The sequence below is a fragment of the Capilliphycus salinus ALCB114379 genome (assembly GCF_047276495.1).
Classification (GTDB): Bacteria; Cyanobacteriota; Cyanobacteriia; order Cyanobacteriales; family Microcoleaceae; genus Capilliphycus; species Capilliphycus salinus.
In genome coordinates, this window is record NZ_CP178543.1 from 7,010,122 (window position 1) to 7,032,215 (window position 22,094).

Below are 22,094 nucleotides of genomic sequence, written 5' to 3' on the forward strand. Positions count from 1 at the left end.
GATTTTACCGCTTTCGAGAAGCAGTTGCTTGTCGAATCGGAATCTGAATAATAAACTCCGATCCCTCTCCCACCTCAGAGTAACATTCTAATTGACCCTGATGTTTTTCAACCACAATTTGATAACTGATCGATAGTCCCAAACCCGTACCTCGACCAATCGGTTTTGTGGTAAAAAAGGGATCGAACAGTTTATTACGAACCTGTTGGGGAATTCCCGGGCCATTATCGGCAATTCGGATCATCACCCAATTAGAGTTTACAACTTCTGTTTGAATTTCGATCCTTGGTTTTTTTGAACAGACATCATCTTGACAGTCAAGATCGGATGACCTACAATTTATCCTCTGTATATTCTCTTCATTTAAAGCGTCAATTGCATTCACCAAAATATTCATAAAAACCTGATTCATCTGACCGGCATAACACTCGACGAGAGGAAGATTACCATAGTTTTTAATCACCTCAATTCCCACCTGTCCGGCGTGATCTTTTAAGCGATTTTGCAAGATTAACAGTGTACTCTCAATTCCCTGGTGCAAATCAACCGCTTTAAATTCCGCTTCATCCAGCCGAGAAAAACTCCGCAGCGACACCACAATCTGACGAATTCTATCCGCTCCGATTCTCATCGAATTGAGAAGTTTGGGTAAATCTTCCTGAATAAAATCTAACTCAATTTCCTCAATCTGTTGCTGAATTTCTGGGACGGGCTCGGGATAATATTCTTGATAGAGACTAAGTAAATTTAACAAATCATTTGTATACTCAATTGCCGGAATTACATTGCTATAAACAAACGTTACCGGGTTATTAATTTCGTGGGCAATTCCCGCTACCATTTGACCCAAACTTGACATTTTTTCGGTTTGAATCAGTTGGGTTTGAGTTTGTTGTAGCTGTTGTAATGCCACTTCGAGTTGTTGCGCTTGCGCCTGTGCTTGGGTTGCATTGGCTTGGGTTTGGGCGTAAAGTTGAGCTTGATTAATCGCGATCGCCAATTGATCGGTAACGGCTTTTAATAATTCGATTTCATTCTCATGCCAGCGATGAGTCTTTTGATGATGAATGCAACAAATAATCCCAATTTCTCCCAATTGAGTTTGAATTGGGATTGATAAAAACGAGAGACAATTCAATTGCATTAAAAATTGACGCATCTCCGTTTCTGAAACCAGAGAAACATCATAAAGTTCAATCATCTCTAACTGCAAATACCGCATCGCCCAACTTCCCACCTGTTCCACCGAATAACAACCCAGTAAACTCGGAAGTTCTAAATTTTTAGCCTCATAAACGACCTCCCAATAATCCAAGAAAGATGTATTTTTTTGAAAATTTAAGTTAGAATTGGCTTCCAGTTTGGCTTGATTAGATGTATTATGTTGAGAACGATACCAAACAAAATGACACCGATCAAGTTGCAATAAATGTTTAATCTGAGCAACCGTTGTCTGTAAAATAGTCTCTAAATTTAGAGAATTGCGAATTTGACTGGCGATACGATTAATTAATTCTTCTTGTTGAGCCAGTTGGCGGAATTTTGCTTCCGAATTTTTTAACGCTTCTTCCGCTTGTTTACGAGCCGTAATATCTGTTACGGTACCAACATAACCGATAATTTCTCCTTTGTCATTTTTTTGAGCGATCGCCTGACCCAACACCCAACAGACTTTACCTCTCAAATATTCCATCCGATATTCAGAACGGAATATTTTTCCCTGTTGAACGGTGTTATACCATTCTTGAACTACTCTTTCTCGATCTTCCCAGTAAATGGTTTTTATCCATCCTCTTCCTAAAGACGTTGATGGATCAGTTCCCGAAATTTCACAGCAGCGTTTGTTCACATACAAACAATTTCCTTGATTATCTGTATGAAAAATTCCCACTGGAGAAGTTTCCGCCAAAGTTTGATAACGTTGTTCGCTCTCCCGCAACGCTTTTTGAGCTTCAATTTCATCGGTTACATCCTGAGCCAACGACAAAATAGAAACCAGTTGACCGGACTCATCAAACAAAGCTGAATTGTACCAATCACAATAAACAATTGAGCCGTTTTTTGTATAATTGCGGTTGCGAATTAAATTCCGGGGTTGAGTTTTATCGATTAAAGAAACCATGATTTTATGAACTTCTTCCATATCTTCCGGGACTACAAAATTCCACTGACTCGGATGTAAATTTATCACTTCTTCTGCCTTCCATCCGAAGATCGTTTCTGCTTGTCGTGACCATCGCTGCACCCGAAAATCACTATCCCATTCAATCACCGCTAAAGGTGTATTTTCAATATGAAAACTAAGCTGTTGATGGGCGCGTTCAAGAGCTTTATTGATCCGTTGAAGTTCCGTAGGACTTTTTAAAGCCAAAGCTTGGGGAACTAAAGGAATAATTGCCGTAGCCGTCACCACCGAAATAAAAGCGGTAATTGCTTTGATCGTTCCCGAAACCCAATAGATCGGATACCAAAGGGTGACTATCGCCATTAAATGCGTTAAACCACAGGCAATAATAAACGCACCAAACAACAGAAAAACATTCACATAGGGTAAATCTTTCCGCTTTCTTACAAAATAAAATAACGTTGCTGGAATCGATAAATAAGCTAAAACAATTAAGCTATCAGAAATAACGTGTAATCCGACTAATGGAGTACGCCAGAGGTAACAATGACCGTGAGGAATAAAAGAAGTTGAGCTTAAAATATCCGGTAAAATAGTCATACTAAACCCATTAATTTTCGTGCAATTCATTAACCCCACTGCCCCAATATAACACCCTAAATACAGGACAAAATAACAAACTTATTTGTAAAAAGGACGCCAATATTAACGAAAGCATATAAATTGAATTAATAAAATTAATTGGATTGTATCCAGCGAAGAACTTACCTTGAAATTGTAACCGCATAAAAGCTTATTCCAATCTTTTGTAATCTTGAGTATGCCCGGAGATTTTTTTCTTTATTACAACAATAAAAAATTGATGAAAGGACGGGAGGGTAAAAAACTGTAATTTATTTTCAAAAAGAATCTCTCACTCATCAGTTAAGATAAATCTATATTAACCTCGAAAACGGAATTCATCCATAGACGGAGATGAATGCTTTCAACTCAACATTAACTTCGACTCGAAAACAGCCAATCCCTGACAGCAGCATCACTGGGCTGAACCCCACAGCCAAAGGAACTTTTGATCAAACCGATCTTGAGAGTAGGGAGATCCTGACCCGATCCGTACTCACCTAAGACTTGAGAAAAAGATTAAATTTAATTAAACTTCAAATAAAAGCAACTAATTTTTTTTATATCTATCCGCACTAAAAGACCCTCAACCGATTCAACGCTCAAACAACAGTTTCAGTGGTATCCTAAAATAAGCATATACCCGTGAACCGATTAACTTCAAAACCCAACTCACCCAAATCAATAACTCTTTCTGTTTTCAACAAGGCTTTGTAATGTCCACAGAAACTCAAACCGAACTCCAAGTCGAAGTAGAACGAAGACGCAACTTTGCGATTATCTCTCACCCCGACGCCGGGAAAACCACCCTGACCGAAAAACTCCTCCTCTACGGAGGCGCCATCCACGAAGCCGGGGCCGTCAAAGTTCGCAAAGCCCAACGTCATGCAACTTCCGACTGGATGGCAATGGAACAGCAGCGGGGAATTTCCATCACCTCCACCGTCCTCCAGTTTGAGTACAGTGGGTATCAAATCAACCTCCTCGACACCCCCGGACACCAAGACTTTAGCGAAGACACCTATCGCACCCTAGCCGCCGCCGACAACGCCGTAATGCTCGAAGATGCGGCTAAAGGTTTGGAACCCCAAACCCGCAAGCTGTTTGAAGTTTGCAAAATGCGGAGCCTTCCCATTTTTACCTTTATCAACAAAATGGACCGGCCCCGGACGCGATCCCCTAGAACTCCTCGATGAAATCGAACAAGAATTGGGCTTAAAACCCTACGCCGTTAACTGGCCGATCGGCATGGGAGACAGCTTTAAAGGCGTATTTGACCGCCGTACCCAAAAAATCTATCTATTTCAGCGATCGCATCACGGAAGCCGAGAAGCCGTAGAAACCGCCATTTCTCTCGGCGATCCCCGCATCGAAGACCTCTTAGAGCAAGATCTCTACTACCAACTCAAAGAAGACCTCGAACTCCTCCAAGAACTCGGATCGGATCTCGACCTAGAACAAGTCCACCAAGGCAAAATGACCCCCGTGTTTTTCGGAAGCGCCATGACCAACTTCGGGGTGAAACTCTTTCTCGAAGCCTTTCTCGAATATGGCTTAAAACCGGGCGTTCATCGCAGCACCCAGGGCGACATTCCCCCCGAATATCCCGATTTTACCGGGTTTGTGTTTAAACTCCAAGCCAACATGGACCCCAAACACCGCGATCGCATTGCCTTCGTGCGGGTTTGTACGGGAAAATTTGAAAAAGATATGACCGTCAACCACGCCCGTACCGGAAAAACCGTCCGTCTGTCTCGCCCTCAAAAACTGTTTGCTCAAGATCGAGAATCGATCGAAAACGCCTATCCGGGCGATGTCATCGGTTTAAATAATCCCGGAGTCTTTGCCATTGGAGACACGATATACAACGGTCAAAGACTCGAATATGAAGGGATTCCCTGCTTTTCACCCGAACTATTTGCCTATCTGAGAAATCCCAACCCCTCCAAGTTTAAACAGTTCCGCAAAGGCGTCTCCGAGTTGCGCGAAGAAGGTGCTGTACAAATTATGTACTCCGTCGATGATGCCAAACGCGATCCCATTTTAGCCGCAGTCGGCCAACTGCAATTTGAAGTGGTACAGTTCCGTTTGGAGCAGGAATACGGCGTCGAAACTCGTGTGGAAATGCTCCCCTACAGCGTGGCGCGTTGGGTTCATGGCGGTTGGGAAGCCTTAGAAAAAGTCGGGCGGTTATTTAATACTGTTACCGTTAAAGATAGTTGGGGGCGACCGGTTTTGCTGTTTAAAAATGAATGGAATTATCAACAGGTTCAAGCCGATCATCGAGAATTACAACTTAACAGTGTCGCGCCTGTTGTTTCCGGTCAAGAACCCGAATCAATCTAATATTGGGTTCTGTAGGGGCGGGTTCTGTAGGGGCGGGTTCCGAGCCAATCTCTGTTTTCCCTGCAAATAAGTTACATAAACCCGCCCCAAAAATTGTTGGGTTCTGTAGGGGCGGGTTCCGAGCCAATCTCTGTTTTCCCTGCAAATAAGTTACATAAACCCGCCCCGCTCATCACCTAACTGTTAACTGTTTGAAGGAGCTAATTTGTTTAAATTTAGCCCTCAAAATCAGGCTTGAGTTGTTGTTCCCGTGCGGAAGGTTCAAACATAAAATAATAGGCAAAACCCGCCGCAACTCCCCCTAAAATGGGAGCAAGCCAAAACATCCACAGTTGAGCAACCGCCCATCCTCCCACAAACAAAGCGGGGGCGGTACTGCGGGCGGGATTGACAGAAGTATTTGTGACTGGAATACTGATTAAATGAATTAGAGTTAAAGCCAAACCAATGGCTACCGGTGCTAAACCTTGGGGCGCACGGCGATCGGTTGCACCCAAAATTACCATCAAAAACATGAATGTTAAAACGAACTCGGCCACAAAAGCCGCTATCATCGAATAGCCGCCCGGAGAATGTTCGCCAAAGCCATTAGAAGCAAAGCCTCCACTCAAGCTAAAATTCGGGCTACCACTGGCAATTAAAAAAAGCACAGCAGCCCCGAAAATTGCCCCCAGAACTTGAGCTACAATATAGGGGAGGAGTTCGGAACTCGGAAACCGTTTGCACGCCCACAGTCCAAAAGAAACAGCCGGATTGAGATGACAGCCGGAAATATGGCCAATGGCATAAGCCATCGTTAAAACCGTTAATCCAAACGCTAAAGAAACCCCCACTAATCCAATTCCGAGAGGATTCGCAACATCACCATTGGGAAATGAAGCCGCCAAAACTGCACTTCCACAACCCCCGAAAACCAACCAAAAAGTCCCGATCAATTCTGCTAAACACCGTTTTGTAATTGGCATTTTAACTAACTCCTAAAAGAGTAGTAAATTTACCTCAAATAAATAAACCGAAATTGATTAATAGCAGATTTTCTTAAGATAAAATACAGATTTTATTTTAGATTTGTTAAATTTGTTTGAATTCCCCGTAAACAACGAACAGTTTTTTGGGTTAACAATTCTTCTGACCCGACCCACCGGACAGTCCTTGACCGACACCAAACTCCAGGCTTGAAACCGGGCTGATGGGTCAGTTTTATTGTTATTGTCCGTTATCTTTAACTACTAGCACCGAACAGTGAGCCTCCGCCACCACTTGAGCGCTAACAGACCCCTGTAAAATGCGATTTAATCCCGTTAAACCCCGACTGCCGATGATAATTAAATCTGCTTTGTAGATGTTCGCCAGGCGAATAATTTCTTCGGCCGGATCGCCATGAACGATTTCCAGTTCACTGCGAAGATCTAACTTGTCTTGATAGAGGCGGAGTTTCTCTTGGAGATATTCTCCCGAGTCCAGATGAGGGCGATCGGCGAGGGTTTCACTATCCGACTCCTGGGCAGAAATGACATGGGAAAAGATAATATTTGTGGTCGGTTGTAATTGAAATTGTTCTAGAGCTTGAATCACTAACTCCATCGATGGTGAACCATCAACAGCAACCAAAATTGTTTTCAGCACAGAAGAATTATCCTCCCAGACGACAAGTCACGATTGTTCGTGACTTTCAATCATACCAAGATCTGCCCCTTAAACCCCTCGAATTGAGAACAGTTTCCCGCAAATCTTCCGCTACAACTGACCATCGCGATCGAGATCCGCTTCACCCTGGGGATTTTCGGTTCGCAAACGCACAGAATCCGCGTGAGAGGGTAAACCTTCAGCCAAGGCCAGCACGTTAACCGCATCCGAAACTTTTTGCAAAGCCGTGGGAGAATATTGGATCAAACTGGAGTGCTTTAAGAAAGTTTCCACTCCCAAAGCCGAAGCATAGCGAGCCGCCCCCGAAGTGGGTAAAGTATGATTGGGGCCTGCCAGATAATCCCCCACCGCCTCAGGAGTCGAACAGCCGAGAAAAATAGCCCCCGCATGGCGAATTTTTTCCACCAACGCCCAAGGATCTTCGACTTCGAGTTCTAAATGTTCCGGAGCAAATTCGTTCGAGAGTTTAGCCGCAGCCTCCAACGAGTCAACCACGACCACCAAACCGTAATGGGCGATCGCTTTTTCCGTTAAGGTGCGCCGGGGATGATCGGCCAGTTGACGTTCTACCTCGGCCACCACCCGACGGGCTAAAGCCGAGTCCGTTGTCAGTAAAATCGCCGCCGCAATCGGATCGTGTTCGGCTTGGGCCAACAGATCAACCGCCACATGAACCGGGTTCGCCTTACTATCAGCAATCACCAAAACTTCTGAGGGTCCGGCGAGGGAGTCAATGCCGACCGTTCCATAGACTAACTTTTTGGCTAGGGTAACATAAATATTTCCAGGTCCGGTGATCACATCAACCGCCGGGACCGTTTCCGTACCGTAAGCCAGAGCCGCCACCGCCTGCGCTCCACCGACCCGATAAATTTCTTGAACTCCCGCCTCTTGAGCGGCAACCAAGACCGCCGGATTCACCTTACCTTCCGGCCCGGGAGGGGTAATCATCACAATCCGAGGGACTTTCGCCACTTTAGCCGGAATCGCATTCATTAATACCGTACTCGGGTAAGCGGCTCGACCTCCGGGGACATACAAACCCGCCCGATCGACCGGAGTGTAGCGTTTACCTAAAACGACATCATCGTCTTGAAACTGTACCCAAGATTTGGGAACCCGCTGTCGGTGAAAGGCTTCGATTTGTTTGGCCGCAAACCGGATCGCATCGAGAAGTTCTTTAGAGACTTGCTGGTAGGCCGCATCCAACTCCGAACCACTGACCCGCAACTGTTCCGGCGTTAACGTCTGGTGGTCAAATTCTTGAGTATAGTGCAGTAGAGCTTTGTCGCCTTGTCGTTTGACGGTTTGCAGCACTTCCCGCACCGTTGCCTCTTTGTGAAGGATCATGTCATCATGGGTACGACTGGCGATCCGTCGTAGTTCTGATTGTGCTTCAACCCACTGAGTGATAATTCGCAGCATGGTGATTAGAAGTGCCAACCTGAAGAGTTATCGGCTAGAAGACGGAATTGGGAATTCGCAGCAAAATTGAGCCGACAGTACAGACAGTGAGCCACTCCGAATGAGCGATCCGAAATTTCCCTTTTGCCCTTGTCTATCTCGATTTCCGCGTTTTCCATAACCTTTCATCCATTACAAACGTAATAGTGTTCCCGAACTTCTTGTAATAGTTTAACGTATCCTACCCTTGCCCGTCCCAGATTGAGGAAAGAAGTCACCAACTCACCAACTCACCAACTCACCAACTCACCAACTCACCGAGGACCGAGGAAAGAATTCCCTATTACCCATTCCCTCTTGCAAGATTGCCTTTCCCCTGTTGCCTGTTGCCCTTTGCCTATTGCCTCTTCACTGGTGACTGGTGACTGGTGACTGGTGACTGAAAATTGCCTATTCCCTAAAATCCGATCAAGTTTGTTACTATTTTTGCAGAAAAGATGTTATAGTAGTATTTCTGTAACTTGTGTATCTAGAAGTTCTAAAGACCCGCATCTGGTAAAAACGCGAACCTATGGCTAATATTAAGTCTGCCATCAAACGAATTGAAATTGCAGAACGCAATCGGCTCCGAAACAAATCCTATAAGTCCGCAGTGAAAACCCTAATGAAAAACTATTTCGCTGCGGTTGACAAATATGCCTCCGATCCCAGTCCGGAAAACTTAACAGAAGTCCAGACTCGGATGTCATCAGCTTACAGCAAAATTGACAAAGCGGTGAAAAACAACGTCCTGCATCCCAACAATGGCGCTCGCAAGAAAGCTCGACTCGCGAAAGCACTCAAACCTTACGTTTCCGCTCCCACCGCTCAGGAGTCCGCGTCCTAAGGAATTCTGAATGGCACTCGACAAACAGAGGTAAGGCTGATTTGTTATCATTAACAAGGGAGGGGAGATGAGTTAGCTCTTCTCCCAATTGACATTGAAAGGATTCGGACTCGAAAACTCGAAAATTCAATTCCCGACAGTTGGGTAAACAATCTCCTCTGTATTGTATTCTAGAGTTCTAAACAATTAGATATAAAAGTGATTCTTAGATTAAGTCAAAAGTTGCAAGTGGGTTAATAACCCGTGACCGATTGCCAAGCAGACACAAAGGCGATTTTTACCAGGCGGTAAACAGTCTCAACTCCCCCGTCAAGCGCAGACCAAGGGAATCAAAACCCGGACCCCCTGCATTTGAGGAAAATCAAGACAGGCGATCAGACTCAACGGGAATGTTTATCACCCCAAAGGTTGAAAAAAGTCGTCGGTCAGTTGAGTGGGTCTCGATGGCAGACCCGAGCCGCCCAAGATCCCCGCGAGAAACGTTAAAATGCAGTTGCAACTGGTGTTTCCCAAGGCTCTCCCGAAACGCGAATCTACTCAATTCTAATGCAGCTTGTTGATACTCACGTTCATCTTAACTTTGATGTCCTCTCATCAGACTTAGAAGCGATTCAAGACCGATGGAAAGCTTCAGGAGTGGTGCGTTTGGTTCATTCCTGCGTCCATCCTGGGGAATTTACTCAAATCCAAGCGATCGCCAATCGAGTCGAAAACCTCTATTTTTCAGTCGGGTTGCATCCATTAGATACCGAAAAATGGACAAGCGCCACCTCAGAACAAATCATCAAACTGGCGCAATCCGATCCCCGTGTGGTTGCTTTAGGTGAAATGGGATTGGACTTTTACAAAGCCGATAACCCCGACTTCCAAAAGCAAGTTTTTGAGGAGCAACTCGAAATCGCTTACCACCTAAACAAACCCGTTATTATCCATTGTCGGGATGCAGCCGAAGCGATGATTAAAGTGTTGCGAAACTTCTGGCAGCGAGTCGGCCCGGTGCGAGGGGTAATGCACTGTTGGGGAGGAACACCCGAAGAAACCCAATCATTCCTCGATCTCGGATTTTACATCAGCTTCAGCGGAACTGTCACCTTTAAAAACGCCACTCAAATCCAAGAATCAGCCCGCCAAGTCGATAGTAAACACCTGCTGATCGAAACCGACTGTCCCTTTCTCGCCCCGGTTCCCCGTCGGGGAAAACGAAACGAACCCGCCTATGTTCGTTATGTCGCCGAAAAAGTGGCTCAACTGCGAGACATTCCCCTAGAAATACTCGCCCAACAAACCACCGAAAACGCCTGTCAGTTATTCGGCTTACCCAGACCCGAGGAAGTCGAAGACAACAACCAATTAGTAAGAAGTCAACATCAAACCTGATCTATTCAAGCGCGATCGGGCCTCCGTTGGCAATCAAAAATCTATAACTTGTGAGGAAAAAACAATCATGCAGCCGATCATCACCCATTCAGTTCATCCGACCAAGCCCATCGTTCAACACCCATCGGCATCCAAAAACCCGTTAAACTCTTTTTAACTAAAAATCAAGCGCGATCAAGTTCCCCAACTTCCGAGCAACAAACAAAATAAACGCTGAAAACCCATCGGAAAATAGAACTCAATCGACCCCAAACCCTTAACCCAAAACTCACTAATTACCACAAACCAACCCATGACGAATCCCACCCCAGAAGAATCGATGTTTCTACTCCCCGACTTGATCGACATCCAGCGTTCAAGCTTTCGGTGGTTCTTAGAAACCGGACTCATCGAAGAACTAGAAAGCTTCTCGCCGATCACCGACTACACCGGAAAACTAGAACTGCACTTCCTGGCTCAAAACTATAGACTCAAACAGCCCAAATACGACGTAGAAGAAGCCAAACGGCGGGACAGCACCTACGCCGTCCAAATGTACGTTCCCACCCGTTTAATCAACAAAGAAACCGGGGAAATCAAAGAACAAGAAGTCTTCATCGGCGATTTACCGTTAATGACCGAACGGGGTACATTCATCATCAACGGTGCCGAACGGGTAATCGTGAACCAAATCGTTCGCAGTCCCGGCGTCTACTATAAATCAGAAATCGATAAAAACCAACGCCGAACCTACAGCGCCTCCCTCATTCCCAACCGAGGCGCCTGGTTAAAATTTGAAACCGACAAAAACGATTTAGTTTGGGTCAGAATCGATAAAACCCGGAAACTCTCCGCCCAAGTGCTGTTAAAAGCCCTGGGACTGTCCAACAACGAAATCTTCGACGCCCTGCGTCACCCCGACTACTTCCAAAAAACCATCGACCGAGAAGGGGAATTTTCCGAAGAAGACGCCCTGATGGAACTCTACCGGAAACTGCGCCCCGGAGAACCCCCCACCGTCGCCGGAGGAGAACAACTCCTCAACAACCGCTTCTTCGATGCCAAACGCTACGATTTGGGTCGAGTCGGACGGTACAAACTCAACCGCAAACTGCGCCTGAGCATACCCGACACCGTGCGAGTCCTAACCCCCAACGATATCTTAGCCGCCATCGATTACCTGATTAACCTCGAATACGACATCGGCGAAACCGACGACATCGACCACTTGGGGAACCGTCGGGTGCGTTCAGTCGGGGAACTGCTGCAAAACCAGGTCCGCGTGGGTTTAAACCGCCTAGAACGGATTATCCGCGAACGGATGACCGTCAGCGACTCCGACTCCTTGACCCCCGCTTCCTTGGTCAACCCCAAACCCCTAGTCGCCGCGATTAAAGAATTCTTCGGAAGTTCTCAATTGTCGCAATTTATGGATCAAACCAATCCCCTGGCGGAATTGACCCATAAACGGCGTCTGTCCGCATTGGGTCCCGGCGGTCTAACCCGAGAGCGGGCCGGATTTGCCGTCCGAGATATCCACCCCTCCCACTACGGGCGAATTTGTCCGATTGAAACCCCAGAAGGTCCCAACGCCGGTTTGATCGGCTCTTTGGCCACCCATGCGCGAGTCAATCCCTACGGATTTATTGCCACCCCCTACTATCCCGCCGAAAACGGTCGGGTGCGCCGGGATGCGCCTCCGGTCTACATGACCGCCGACGAAGAAGACGATTTGCGGGTTGCACCGGGAGACGTTCCCACCGATGCCGAAGGCAACATTTTAGGGGAAGTCGTACCCGTCCGTTATCGTCAGGACTTCACCGAAACCACCCCCGACCAAGTGGACTATGTGGCCGTTTCTCCGGTTCAAATCATCTCGGTTGCCACCTCATTGATTCCCTTCCTCGAACACGATGACGCCAACCGAGCCTTGATGGGGTCCAATATGCAGCGCCAAGCCGTTCCTCTGCTGCGACCCGAACGGCCCCTTGTGGGTACGGGTTTGGAAGCCCAGGCAGCCCGAGATTCGGGGATGGTGATTGTTTCTCAAATCGATGGAGAAGTTTCCTACGTCGATGGGGCGCGAATTCGGGTCGCATCACCCGACGGCTTAGAAGTCGAATACGAGTTACAAAAATACAACCGTTCCAACCAAGACACCTGCTTAAATCAACGTCCCCTCGTCTACGAAGGCGACCAAGTGGTTGTCGGACAAGTGTTGGCCGATGGTTCCTCCACCGAAGGGGCAGAACTGGCTTTGGGTCACAACGTCGTCGTCACCTATATGCCCTGGGAAGGTTACAACTACGAAGACGCGATTCTTATTAGCGAACGTCTGGTTTATGAGGATATTTACACCTCCATTCACATTGAAAAATACGAAATTGAAGCTAGACAGACGAAGCTGGGACCCGAAGAAATTACCCGAGAAATTCCCAACGTCGGGGAAGACTCTCTGCGACAACTCGACGCCAATGGCATTATTCGAGTTGGGGCTTGGGTAGAAGCCGGAGATATCCTCGTCGGTAAAGTCACCCCCAAAGGAGAATCAGACCAACCTCCCGAAGAAAAATTACTGCGGGCGATTTTTGGAGAAAAAGCCCGGGATGTTCGGGATAACTCCCTGCGGGTACCCAACGGCGAAAAAGGGCGGGTTGTCGATGTACGGGTCTTTACACGGGAACAAGGCGACGAACTCCCCCCCGGTGCCAATATGGTTGTGCGGGTCTATGTGGCTCAAAAACGGAAAATCCAAGTGGGCGACAAAATGGCCGGACGGCACGGAAATAAAGGGATTGTTTCCCGCATTCTCCCCATCGAGGATATGCCCTATTTACCCGATGGACGACCGGTGGATATTGTTTTAAATCCCTTGGGTGTACCGTCCCGGATGAATGTAGGTCAAATCTTTGAATGTTTGCTCGGATGGGCGGGGGAAAACCTGAAAATGCGGTATAAAGTGATTCCCTTTGACGAAATGCACGGACTGGAGAAGTCGCGGGAAACCGTTCACGGAGAATTGCAACTCGCCCGAGAAAAACAGAACAAAGATTGGCTGTTTAACCCGGATAACCCCGGTAAAGTGATGCTCTACGATGGTCGCACAGGCGAACCTTTCGATCAACCCGTTACCGTCGGTGTGGCTTATATGCTGAAACTGGTTCACTTGGTTGATGATAAAATTCACGCCCGTTCAACCGGCCCCTACTCCCTCGTTACCCAACAGCCCCTCGGCGGGAAAGCCCAACAAGGCGGACAGCGGTTTGGAGAAATGGAAGTTTGGGCGCTCGAAGCCTTCGGTGCCGCTTATACCTTACAGGAATTGCTCACCGTCAAGTCCGATGATATGCAAGGCCGTAACGAAGCCCTCAACGCCATTGTTAAGGGTAAGGCAATCCCCCGGCCCGGAACGCCAGAATCCTTTAAAGTGTTGATGCGGGAATTACAGTCTTTGTGTTTGGATATTGCCGTTCACAAAGTCGAAACCGGCGATGATGGGGTCGGCCGAGATTTAGAAGTGGACCTGATGGCAGACGAACCCAGTCGGGGACGCACTCCTTCTAAACCCACCTACGAGTTTGCCTCCGTTGATGAAGACGATAGCGACTCGTAAACAGTCACCAGTCACCCTTCGGGTTCGCCAGTCGCTCATGGGGGAAACCCCCAAGACCGCGCTGGCTCACCAGTCACTCATGGGGGAAACCCCCAAGACCGCGCTGGCTCACCAGTCACCAGTTACCAGTGAAGAGTTTTCACGCCCGCCAGTTCTCAGTTCCATCAAAACTTTTCAACTTGGTGTCTGGTGAATCTACAACCGAAACTCATCCGTTAACCTATCCGTTTCCATAGCGTTAACCCCGATATTCCACCGTTAACTCATCCGTTGACAATTGCGTTACCATTACTATGCCTAAATTAGAACAGCGTTTTGATTACGTTAAAATTGGGTTAGCGTCCCCCGAACGAATTCGGACTTGGGGAGAACGAACTTTACCCAACGGCCAAGTTGTTGGAGAAGTCACCAAACCCGAAACCATCAACTATCGCACCCTGAAGCCAGAAATGGATGGCTTATTCTGCGAGCGAATTTTTGGGCCGGCCAAAGATTGGGAATGTCATTGTGGTAAATACAAGCGCGTCAGACACCGGGGTATTGTCTGCGAACGCTGCGGCGTCGAAGTTACCGAGTCCAGAGTCCGCCGCCACCGCATGGGTTACATCAAACTGGCCGCCCCCGTCACCCACGTTTGGTATCTCAAAGGAATTCCCAGCTACATGGCGATTTTGCTGGATATGCCTTTGCGGGATGTCGAACAAGTCGTTTACTTCAACGCCTACGTCGTTCTTAACCCTGGTAACGCCGAAAACCTCTCCTACAAACAGCTATTGATGGAAGAACAATGGCTGGAAATCGAAGATCAAATGTATAGTGAGGATACCACCCTCACCGGCGTTGAAGTCGGCATCGGGGCCGAGGCGATCGCCCAACTGTTGGCCGATATTCCCCTCGAAGAAGCAGCAGAAGGACTGCGAGAAGAAATTGCCCAAGCCAAAGGACAAAAACGCGCCAAACTGATTAAACGCCTGCGGGTGATTGATAACTTCATCGCCACCGGTTCCAAACCCGAGTGGATGGTGTTAAATGTCATTCCCGTCATTCCGCCCGACCTGCGTCCAATGGTGCAGTTAGACGGGGGACGTTTTGCTACCAGTGACTTAAACGATCTCTACCGTCGGGTGATTAACCGCAATAACAGGCTAGCCCGTTTACAGGAAATTCTCGCTCCGGAAATCATTATCCGCAACGAAAAACGGATGTTACAAGAAGCCGTCGATGCGTTAATTGATAACGGTCGGCGGGGACGAACCGTGGTCGGCGCGAATAACCGTCCGTTAAAATCCCTCTCCGATATTATCGAAGGAAAACAAGGCCGTTTTCGTCAAAACTTACTCGGAAAACGGGTAGACTACTCGGGACGTTCGGTGATTGTGGTCGGTCCCAAACTGAAAATGCACCAGTGCGGCTTACCCCGAGAAATGGCAATAGAACTGTTTCAACCCTTTGTCATTCACCGGTTAATTCGTCAGGGATTAGTCAACAATATCAAAGCCGCCAAGAAATTAATTCAGCGCAACGATGCCAGCGTTTGGGATGTCTTAGAAGAAGTCATTTCCGGTCATCCCGTCCTACTCAACCGGGCGCCAACATTGCACCGCTTGGGGATACAAGCCTTTGAACCGATGCTGGTCGAAGGACGAGCCATTCAATTACATCCCCTCGTCTGTCCGGCCTTTAACGCCGACTTTGACGGCGACCAAATGGCCGTTCACGTTCCCCTATCGATCGAATCCCAAGCCGAAGCGCGACTGTTGATGCTGGCTTCTAACAATATTCTCTCCCCGGCTACCGGTTCTCCGATTGTAACGCCTAGCCAAGATATGGTTTTGGGCTGTTACTACCTGACCGCAGAAAACCCCGCCGCCACCAAAGGAGCGAATCGCTATTTTGCCAGTTTAACCGACGTGATTACCGCCTACGAACAAAAACTCGTAGACTTGCACGCTTACATCTGGGTGCGTTTTGAAGGCGAAGTGATGCAGGGCGAAGGTGAGCGACTGGACTCCGAAGAAAGTAACGATGGAGTCGTGACCAAAATCTATGTCGGAGCAAAAAGCGGACAACCCACCCGTCGGGTGCGCGAGGATAAAGATGGAAATATTTTATCCCAATATGTACGCACCACTCCCGGACGGGTGATCTTCAATAAAACCGTTCAAGACGTTTTAGTGTAATCGCCGCGAGTTAACGGGTGGGGCGGGTTTACAGACTGAAGGCGGGAAGCGTTTTGTTACCTTTTCGCCACGCACCCGCCCCGGAGAGTCCTGATACTCGTTTGGTGAGACCTCAAACCTGAAACCCGACACCTGTTGGCTGTTCTTGATCCGTTTTGATCGCGTTAACGTCGATCGCCCGACCCTTAACTCCTCCGTTGACAACACTGATAACTGATAACTGATAACTCTTAAAACCCCATGACTGACAACAAAAAAATCTTCCGCAATCAAATTATTGATAAAAAACAACTCAAGAAACTGATTTCTTGGGCATTTACCCATCACGGTACCGCCCGTACCGCTCAAATTGCCGACGAATTAAAAGATATGGGATTCCATTATGCCACACGCGCCGGAGTCTCTATCAGTGTCGAAGACTTGCAAGTTCCTCCTTCTAAACGGGGTCTTCTCGATGAAGCCCAAGAAGAAATTCGTCGGACAGAACGCCGCTATACCAAAGGGGAAATCACCGAAGTAGAGCGCTTTCAGAAGGTGGTTGATACCTGGAACGGCACCTCAGAAGCCCTCAAAGATGAAGTGGTTCGCAACTTTAAATCCACCAATCCCCTCAACTCCGTTTACATGATGGCATTTAGCGGCGCAAGAGGCAACATCTCTCAGGTGCGCCAGCTAGTCGGAATGCGGGGACTGATGGCAAACCCCCAAGGGGAAATTATCGACTTGCCGATTAAAACCAACTTCCGCGAAGGATTAACCGTTACCGAATATATTATCTCCTCCTACGGGGCGCGTAAAGGTCTGGTTGATACGGCGCTGCGGACGGCTGACTCGGGATATTTAACCCGCCGTCTGGTAGACGTCGCCCAAGATGTGATTTTGCGGGAATTTGACTGCGGAACCGAACAGGGGATTGTCCTGCGAAGCATGACCGATGGGGAACGCACCCTGATTCCTTTGCAAGATCGGTTATTCGGACGGGTGCTGGCGACCGATGTCACCCATCCCGAAACCGGGGAAATCGTCAGCTTTGAAGGGAAACAAGCCGTTCGCAACCAACCCATTTGTGCCGATTTAGCGATTGCGATCGCCGAATCTGGGGTCAAAGAAGTCAATGTCCGCAGTCCGCTCACCTGCGAAGCCACCCGCTCGGTTTGTCAGCATTGCTACGGCTGGAGTTTGGCTCACGGGTCGATGGTAGACTTGGGAGAGGCGATCGGGATTATTGCCGCACAATCGATTGGTGAACCCGGAACCCAGCTTACCATGCGGACGTTCCACACGGGAGGGGTTTTCACCGCAGAAGCGGCCGAAATTATTAAAGCGCCCTTTGATGGGGTGGTTCGTTTTCCGAAGAAGCTGCGTTTGCGGGCTTTCCGCACCCGTCACGGGGATGATGCTTTCTACATTGAAAATAACGGTCAAATAAGTATCGAAAATGGCGATCGCACCCAATCGTTAAACGTCTCTCAAGGAAGCACCCTGATTGTTCAAAATGGACAATCTGTTGTTGCCGAACAGGTGTTAGTGGAGATTCCCGCAGGCGGTCGTACAGCCCGGAAAACCACCGAAAAAGCCACCAAAGACGTGGCTACAGACTTGGCGGGTGAGGTGAAATTTGCCGATGTCATCGCCGAAGAAAAAACGGACCGTCAGGGGAATATGACCCGCATCGCCGCCCGGGGCGGTTTGATTTGGATTTTGTCTGGTGAAGTGTACAACTTACCTCCGGGGGCTGAACCGATTGTTAAAAATGGCGATCGCGTGGAACATGGCAGTGTACTCGCTCAAACCCGCTTAGTCTCCGAACATGGGGGAATTGTTCGGATCGCGAGTTCGGAAAATCGGCTTTCACAGCCTACCGATAGTATTGACACCGCTTTGAGTGAACCGACGATGACGGCTGTTACTCCCACAACCGCCCCGTTATCGGAACTTCCCCGTGAGATTGAAATTATCACCGCTTCGGTGTTGTTGGATCAGGCGTTGGTGCGGATACAGCAACTCCAGGGTCGGGAACAATATGTTATCGAAACCACGAATAACAATCGCTTCTTGCTGAAAGTTACGCCTGGAAGCAAGGTGGAAAACCACGAAGTGATCGCCGAGTTGATGGATGATAGCTACCGGACGGCGACCGGAGGTATTATCAAATATGCCGGGGTTGAAGTTGCCAAACGCAGTAAAGCCAAACTCGGCTACGAGGTGATCAAAGGCGGTACTCTGCTCTGGATACCCGAAGAATGTCACGAAGTCAATAAAGATATTTCGCTGTTGTTGGTCGAAGATGGTCAATATGTCGAAGCCGGTACCGAAGTGGTGAAAGACATTTTCTGTCAGTCCAACGGCGTGATTGAAGTGACTCAGAAAAATGACATTTTGCGGGAGATTGTGATCAAACCGGGTGAACTGCATTTGGTTGATGACCCGGAAATGGTCATGGCGATTGATGGTCAGATTGTCAACCCCGGACAGGAAGTAATTCCCGGTATCGTCGCTCAAGAATTACACTACGTTGAGTATGTGGAAACACCCGAAGGTCCGGCTTTATTGCTGCGACCGGTGACTGAGTTTGCGGTACCGGAAACTCCCCCGATTCCGTCTCAAGAGTCTTTAAACGAATCGATTTCGCTGCAAGCGGTACAACGCTTAACTTACAAAGACGGTGAACGGGTGCGTTCGGTCGAGGGCGTCGAACTGTTGCGGACTCAACTGGTGATTAATATCGGCACCGAAGCCCCCCAATTGGCGGCCGATATTGAGTTGATTCCCCACGAAGAAGACCCGGAATTGATGCGCCTGCAATTGGTGATTTTAGAGTCTTTGGTCATCCGCCGGGATATCGTCGCCGATACGACTCAAGGTAGCACCCGCACCCGTTTGTTGGTTAAAGATGGGGACGAAATTGAACCCGGCGCCGTCGTCAGCCGTACCGAAATTCTCTGTAAAGAAGGCGGTATTGTTCGCGGGATTCGTTCCGGGGCGGAAATTCTCCGACGGATTTTGGTGGTGCGCGATGCCGACCAAATGAAAATTGACCTTCCCGCAGGGGTGACGCCGAGTGTGAAATCGGGTCAGTTGGTGGTTGAAGGTAGCGCTCTTGCGCCTGAAGTCACTTTACCGGATTCTGGCGAAATTATCGCGATTCACAAACCCAAAGCGAAATCTGCCCAGACGGAAGCCGAACCTGCTGCTGATGGGGAATCTCAATTGGCGACAACGGTTGGCGAGTCAACACAAGTCGTCCTGCGTCTGGGTCGTCCTTATCGCGTGTCTTCCGGGGCGATTCTACACCTGAGCGATGGAGATTTGGTACAACGGGGCGATAACTTGGTGTTGTTGGTGTTTGAACGGGCGAAAACTGGGGATATTATTCAGGGTTTACCTCGGATTGAGGAACTTCTAGAAGCCCGCAAACCGAAAGAAGCTTGTATTCTTGCCAAACATCCGGGAACTGCTCAAGTAACTGTTACCGATGAAATTGTCGAATTGCGGGTGATCGAAAATGATGGCACGATTACCGATTATCCCTTGTTACCGGGACAAACGGTGATAGTTTCCGACGGACAAACCGTTGAAGTGGGTCAACCGTTAACCGATGGGCCTGCCAATCCTCACGAAATCTTGGAAGTCTTCTTTAATTATCATCAAGCCCGAGATGGGATTTATGAGGCGGCGTTGCTTTCGTTCCAAAAGTGCCAAACTTTCTTGGTGAATGAAGTTCAGTCGGTTTATCAGTCTCAGGGGATTGATATTTCTGACAAACACATTGAGGTGATTGTTCGCCAAATGACCTCGAAGGTGCGGATTGATGATGGGGGCGATACGACGATGTTACCGGGTGAGTTGGTTGAACTGCGCCAGGTTGAACAGGTCAATGAAGCGATGTCCATTACCGGGGGCGCTCCCGCTCGTTATACTCCGGTGTTGTTGGGGATTACCAAGGCATCCTTGAATACCGATAGTTTCATCTCGGCGGCGAGTTTCCAAGAAACGACTCGCGTGTTAACAGAAGCGGCGATTGAAGGAAAATCAGACTGGTTGCGCGGTTTGAAAGAAAACGTGATTATCGGTCGTTTGATTCCCGCAGGTAGTGGATTTAATGCCTATGAAGAACTCGGTGTTGGTGATTTTAGCCTGACCGATAATGGCATGAATTACCTCGAAGATGAGGAAATGGAATTGCAGGATGTTGTTCTTGACGATCGCACCGCCCGCAAGATGGATCGCGGCGATCTCGACAACGATCAAGATTCCGATGAGTTCCTCAAGGATAATAATTCTCTGTTTCTTGATGATGAACTCATCGATGATGGCTATGAGGAAGATTAGTTAATTGTATTTGGGGCGGGTTCAAGACAGTTTACAGTTTATAGTAACCAGTTTTTACTGTCGCCCACCCGCCCAATTTTCAGATTAATTAATCACAATTCTCTAGGGGCGGATTCTGTCCAAATCGATGTTTTCTTTGCCAAAATTTAGATTAACCCGCCCCCTCCCCACAATTGCATTAAAATTGAAAACAATTTGTAGGGACACCTTCAACCCAAATCTATAGCGCTTTTCAATTTTTAGTGATTAAAAACCCGGTTTCTATTTAGGAATCGGGTTTTTCGATCTTTTCTCAAACCTGTTCGAGCGATCGCGGAATGTAACGCTATAAGTTAAAATCAAGATTAAGAATAACTCAAAATAACGCATGATCGGATCAGACCCCCAGTTAGAAGAACACACTCCAAAACCCGAACACATTCACAACGACCATGAACATCACGCACATCCTCATGTTCATAGTGAAGAATCGCTGCGGCGCATTGTGAACCGCTTGTCTCGGATTGAGGGGCATATTCGGGGGGTGAAAAGAATGGTCGCCGAAAGTGAGCCTTGTCCCGATGTTTTAGTCCAGATTGCGGCAATTCGGGGGGCTTTGGACCGGGTGGCCCGGATTATTCTAGACGAACACTTAAGCGAATGTGTGGCAAGAGCGGCAAAAGAAGGTAACATCGAAGATGAAATTGAGCAGTTAAAATCTGCTTTGGATCGATTTATCCCTTAAGCTTAGTGCTAGATTTATGCTTAGGAAAATTTTCTTTGGATTGTTATGGATTGGGTTCGTCGTTTACGCCTTTGTCTTGGCACCTCCCGATCGGCCTGATACCTTAATTTTGATTAAAGATTTATCAACGGGCAACTGGCAGGGAATTAATCCTCTGATCGTTGCCCTTTTTAATATAATGGGAGTCTGGCCGCTAATTTACAGCAGTTTATTGTTTTTTGATGGCCGGGGTCAAAATATACCCGCTTGGCCGTTTGCGATCGCTTCTTTCGGAGTCGGTGCGTTTGCTTTATTACCTTATCTGGCTTTACGTCAACCCAACCCTAATTATTCCGGTTCTCCCAATTTATTTTTAAAAATTCTCGATTCTCGAATTACGGGCATTGCTTTAACTCTCGGTGCCGTTACCCTGATCGCTTACGGTTTAAATGGCGGAGATTGGTCGGATTTTGCTCAACAATGGCAAACCAGTCGCTTTATTCATGTGATGAGTTTGGATTTTTGTCTGCTGTGTCTGCTGTTTCCGGCTTTACTCGGCGACGATCTCGCACGGCGGGGAATGAATCAGAATTCTATTTTATTTTGGGTTGTGGCTTTACTTCCCCTAGTCGGACCTTTATTCTATCTCTGCGTGCGATCGCCTTTAACTCCAGCCCCCGATGAAAGCGAAGCCACACCGCAACAGCCCCAAACTTGATCGGGCCTATCGATCTGACAGCAATTTTTGATGGATTTCACTATACTAGACTATGTAGTTTGATTGAAAAGGCGATCGACAAAATTAATAAAATTGGGAGTCGGCGAGCAAGATCGCTCTGTTTGAGATCAACGTCTTGCTAAGAATTGAAATTTTAATTTAA

At 47.8% G+C, this 22,094-nt stretch carries 11 protein-coding genes and 1 pseudogene; 8 read left to right on the forward strand and 4 right to left on the reverse strand.

Annotated elements, in window-relative coordinates:
* Nucleotides 1-4: 4 nt before the first annotated feature.
* Nucleotides 5-2,755: a PAS domain S-box protein gene (locus ACL6C3_RS28455; protein WP_413163251.1), complete on the reverse strand. Its 2,751-nt coding sequence runs from the start codon at nucleotides 2,753-2,755 to the stop codon at nucleotides 5-7.
* Between the two features lie 707 nt (nucleotides 2,756-3,462).
* Between ACL6C3_RS28455 and ACL6C3_RS28460 the strand changes: the two are divergent.
* Nucleotides 3,463-5,092: pseudogene (locus ACL6C3_RS28460) on the forward strand (peptide chain release factor 3).
* A 215-nt stretch (nucleotides 5,093-5,307) separates the two neighbouring features.
* On the opposite strand, the gene aqpZ reads toward ACL6C3_RS28460, so the two are convergent.
* From aqpZ to hisD, 3 genes are all read right to left on the reverse strand, one after another.
* Nucleotides 5,308-6,057, reverse strand: coding sequence for an aquaporin Z (gene aqpZ / locus ACL6C3_RS28465; RefSeq protein WP_413163254.1), 750 nt, complete (start codon nucleotides 6,055-6,057; stop codon nucleotides 5,308-5,310).
* 241 nt (nucleotides 6,058-6,298) lie between these two features.
* On the reverse strand, nucleotides 6,299-6,718 hold the full coding sequence (locus tag ACL6C3_RS28470) for a universal stress protein (protein ID WP_413163256.1): 420 nt from the start codon (nucleotides 6,716-6,718) through the stop codon (nucleotides 6,299-6,301).
* A 111-nt stretch (nucleotides 6,719-6,829) separates the two neighbouring features.
* Nucleotides 6,830-8,164: a histidinol dehydrogenase gene (gene hisD / locus ACL6C3_RS28475; protein WP_413163259.1), complete on the reverse strand. Its 1,335-nt coding sequence runs from the start codon at nucleotides 8,162-8,164 to the stop codon at nucleotides 6,830-6,832.
* Nucleotides 8,165-8,714: 550 nt separating this feature from the next.
* On the opposite strand from hisD, the gene rpsT reads away from it, so the two are divergent.
* The 7 genes from rpsT to ACL6C3_RS28510 all read left to right on the forward strand — a co-directional run bounded on the left by rpsT (nucleotide 8,715) and on the right by ACL6C3_RS28510 (nucleotide 21,931).
* A complete protein-coding gene (gene rpsT / locus ACL6C3_RS28480) occupies nucleotides 8,715-9,029 on the forward strand; it encodes a 30S ribosomal protein S20 (protein WP_413163260.1) in 315 nt (104 codons plus the stop codon).
* A gap of 546 nt (nucleotides 9,030-9,575) precedes the next feature.
* Nucleotides 9,576-10,406: a TatD family hydrolase gene (locus ACL6C3_RS28485; protein WP_413163261.1), complete on the forward strand. Its 831-nt coding sequence runs from the start codon at nucleotides 9,576-9,578 to the stop codon at nucleotides 10,404-10,406.
* Between the two features lie 292 nt (nucleotides 10,407-10,698).
* Nucleotides 10,699-13,998 (forward strand): DNA-directed RNA polymerase subunit beta, encoded by a 3,300-nt coding sequence (gene rpoB / locus ACL6C3_RS28490; RefSeq protein ID WP_413163263.1) that lies wholly within the window; start codon nucleotides 10,699-10,701, stop codon nucleotides 13,996-13,998.
* Between the two features lie 293 nt (nucleotides 13,999-14,291).
* The gene (locus ACL6C3_RS28495; RefSeq protein WP_413163264.1) at nucleotides 14,292-16,178 is read left to right on the forward strand and encodes a DNA-directed RNA polymerase subunit gamma; all 1,887 of its coding nucleotides are present in this window, start codon (nucleotides 14,292-14,294) and stop codon (nucleotides 16,176-16,178) included.
* A gap of 240 nt (nucleotides 16,179-16,418) precedes the next feature.
* Nucleotides 16,419-20,510, forward strand: coding sequence for a DNA-directed RNA polymerase subunit beta' (locus ACL6C3_RS28500; protein ID WP_413163266.1), 4,092 nt, complete (start codon nucleotides 16,419-16,421; stop codon nucleotides 20,508-20,510).
* Between the two features lie 367 nt (nucleotides 20,511-20,877).
* The gene (locus tag ACL6C3_RS28505; RefSeq protein ID WP_413163268.1) at nucleotides 20,878-21,234 is read left to right on the forward strand and encodes a metal-sensing transcriptional repressor; all 357 of its coding nucleotides are present in this window, start codon (nucleotides 20,878-20,880) and stop codon (nucleotides 21,232-21,234) included.
* A gap of 16 nt (nucleotides 21,235-21,250) precedes the next feature.
* Nucleotides 21,251-21,931: a DUF2834 domain-containing protein gene (locus ACL6C3_RS28510; protein ID WP_413163271.1), complete on the forward strand. Its 681-nt coding sequence runs from the start codon at nucleotides 21,251-21,253 to the stop codon at nucleotides 21,929-21,931.
* Nucleotides 21,932-22,094: the final 163 nt, after the last annotated feature.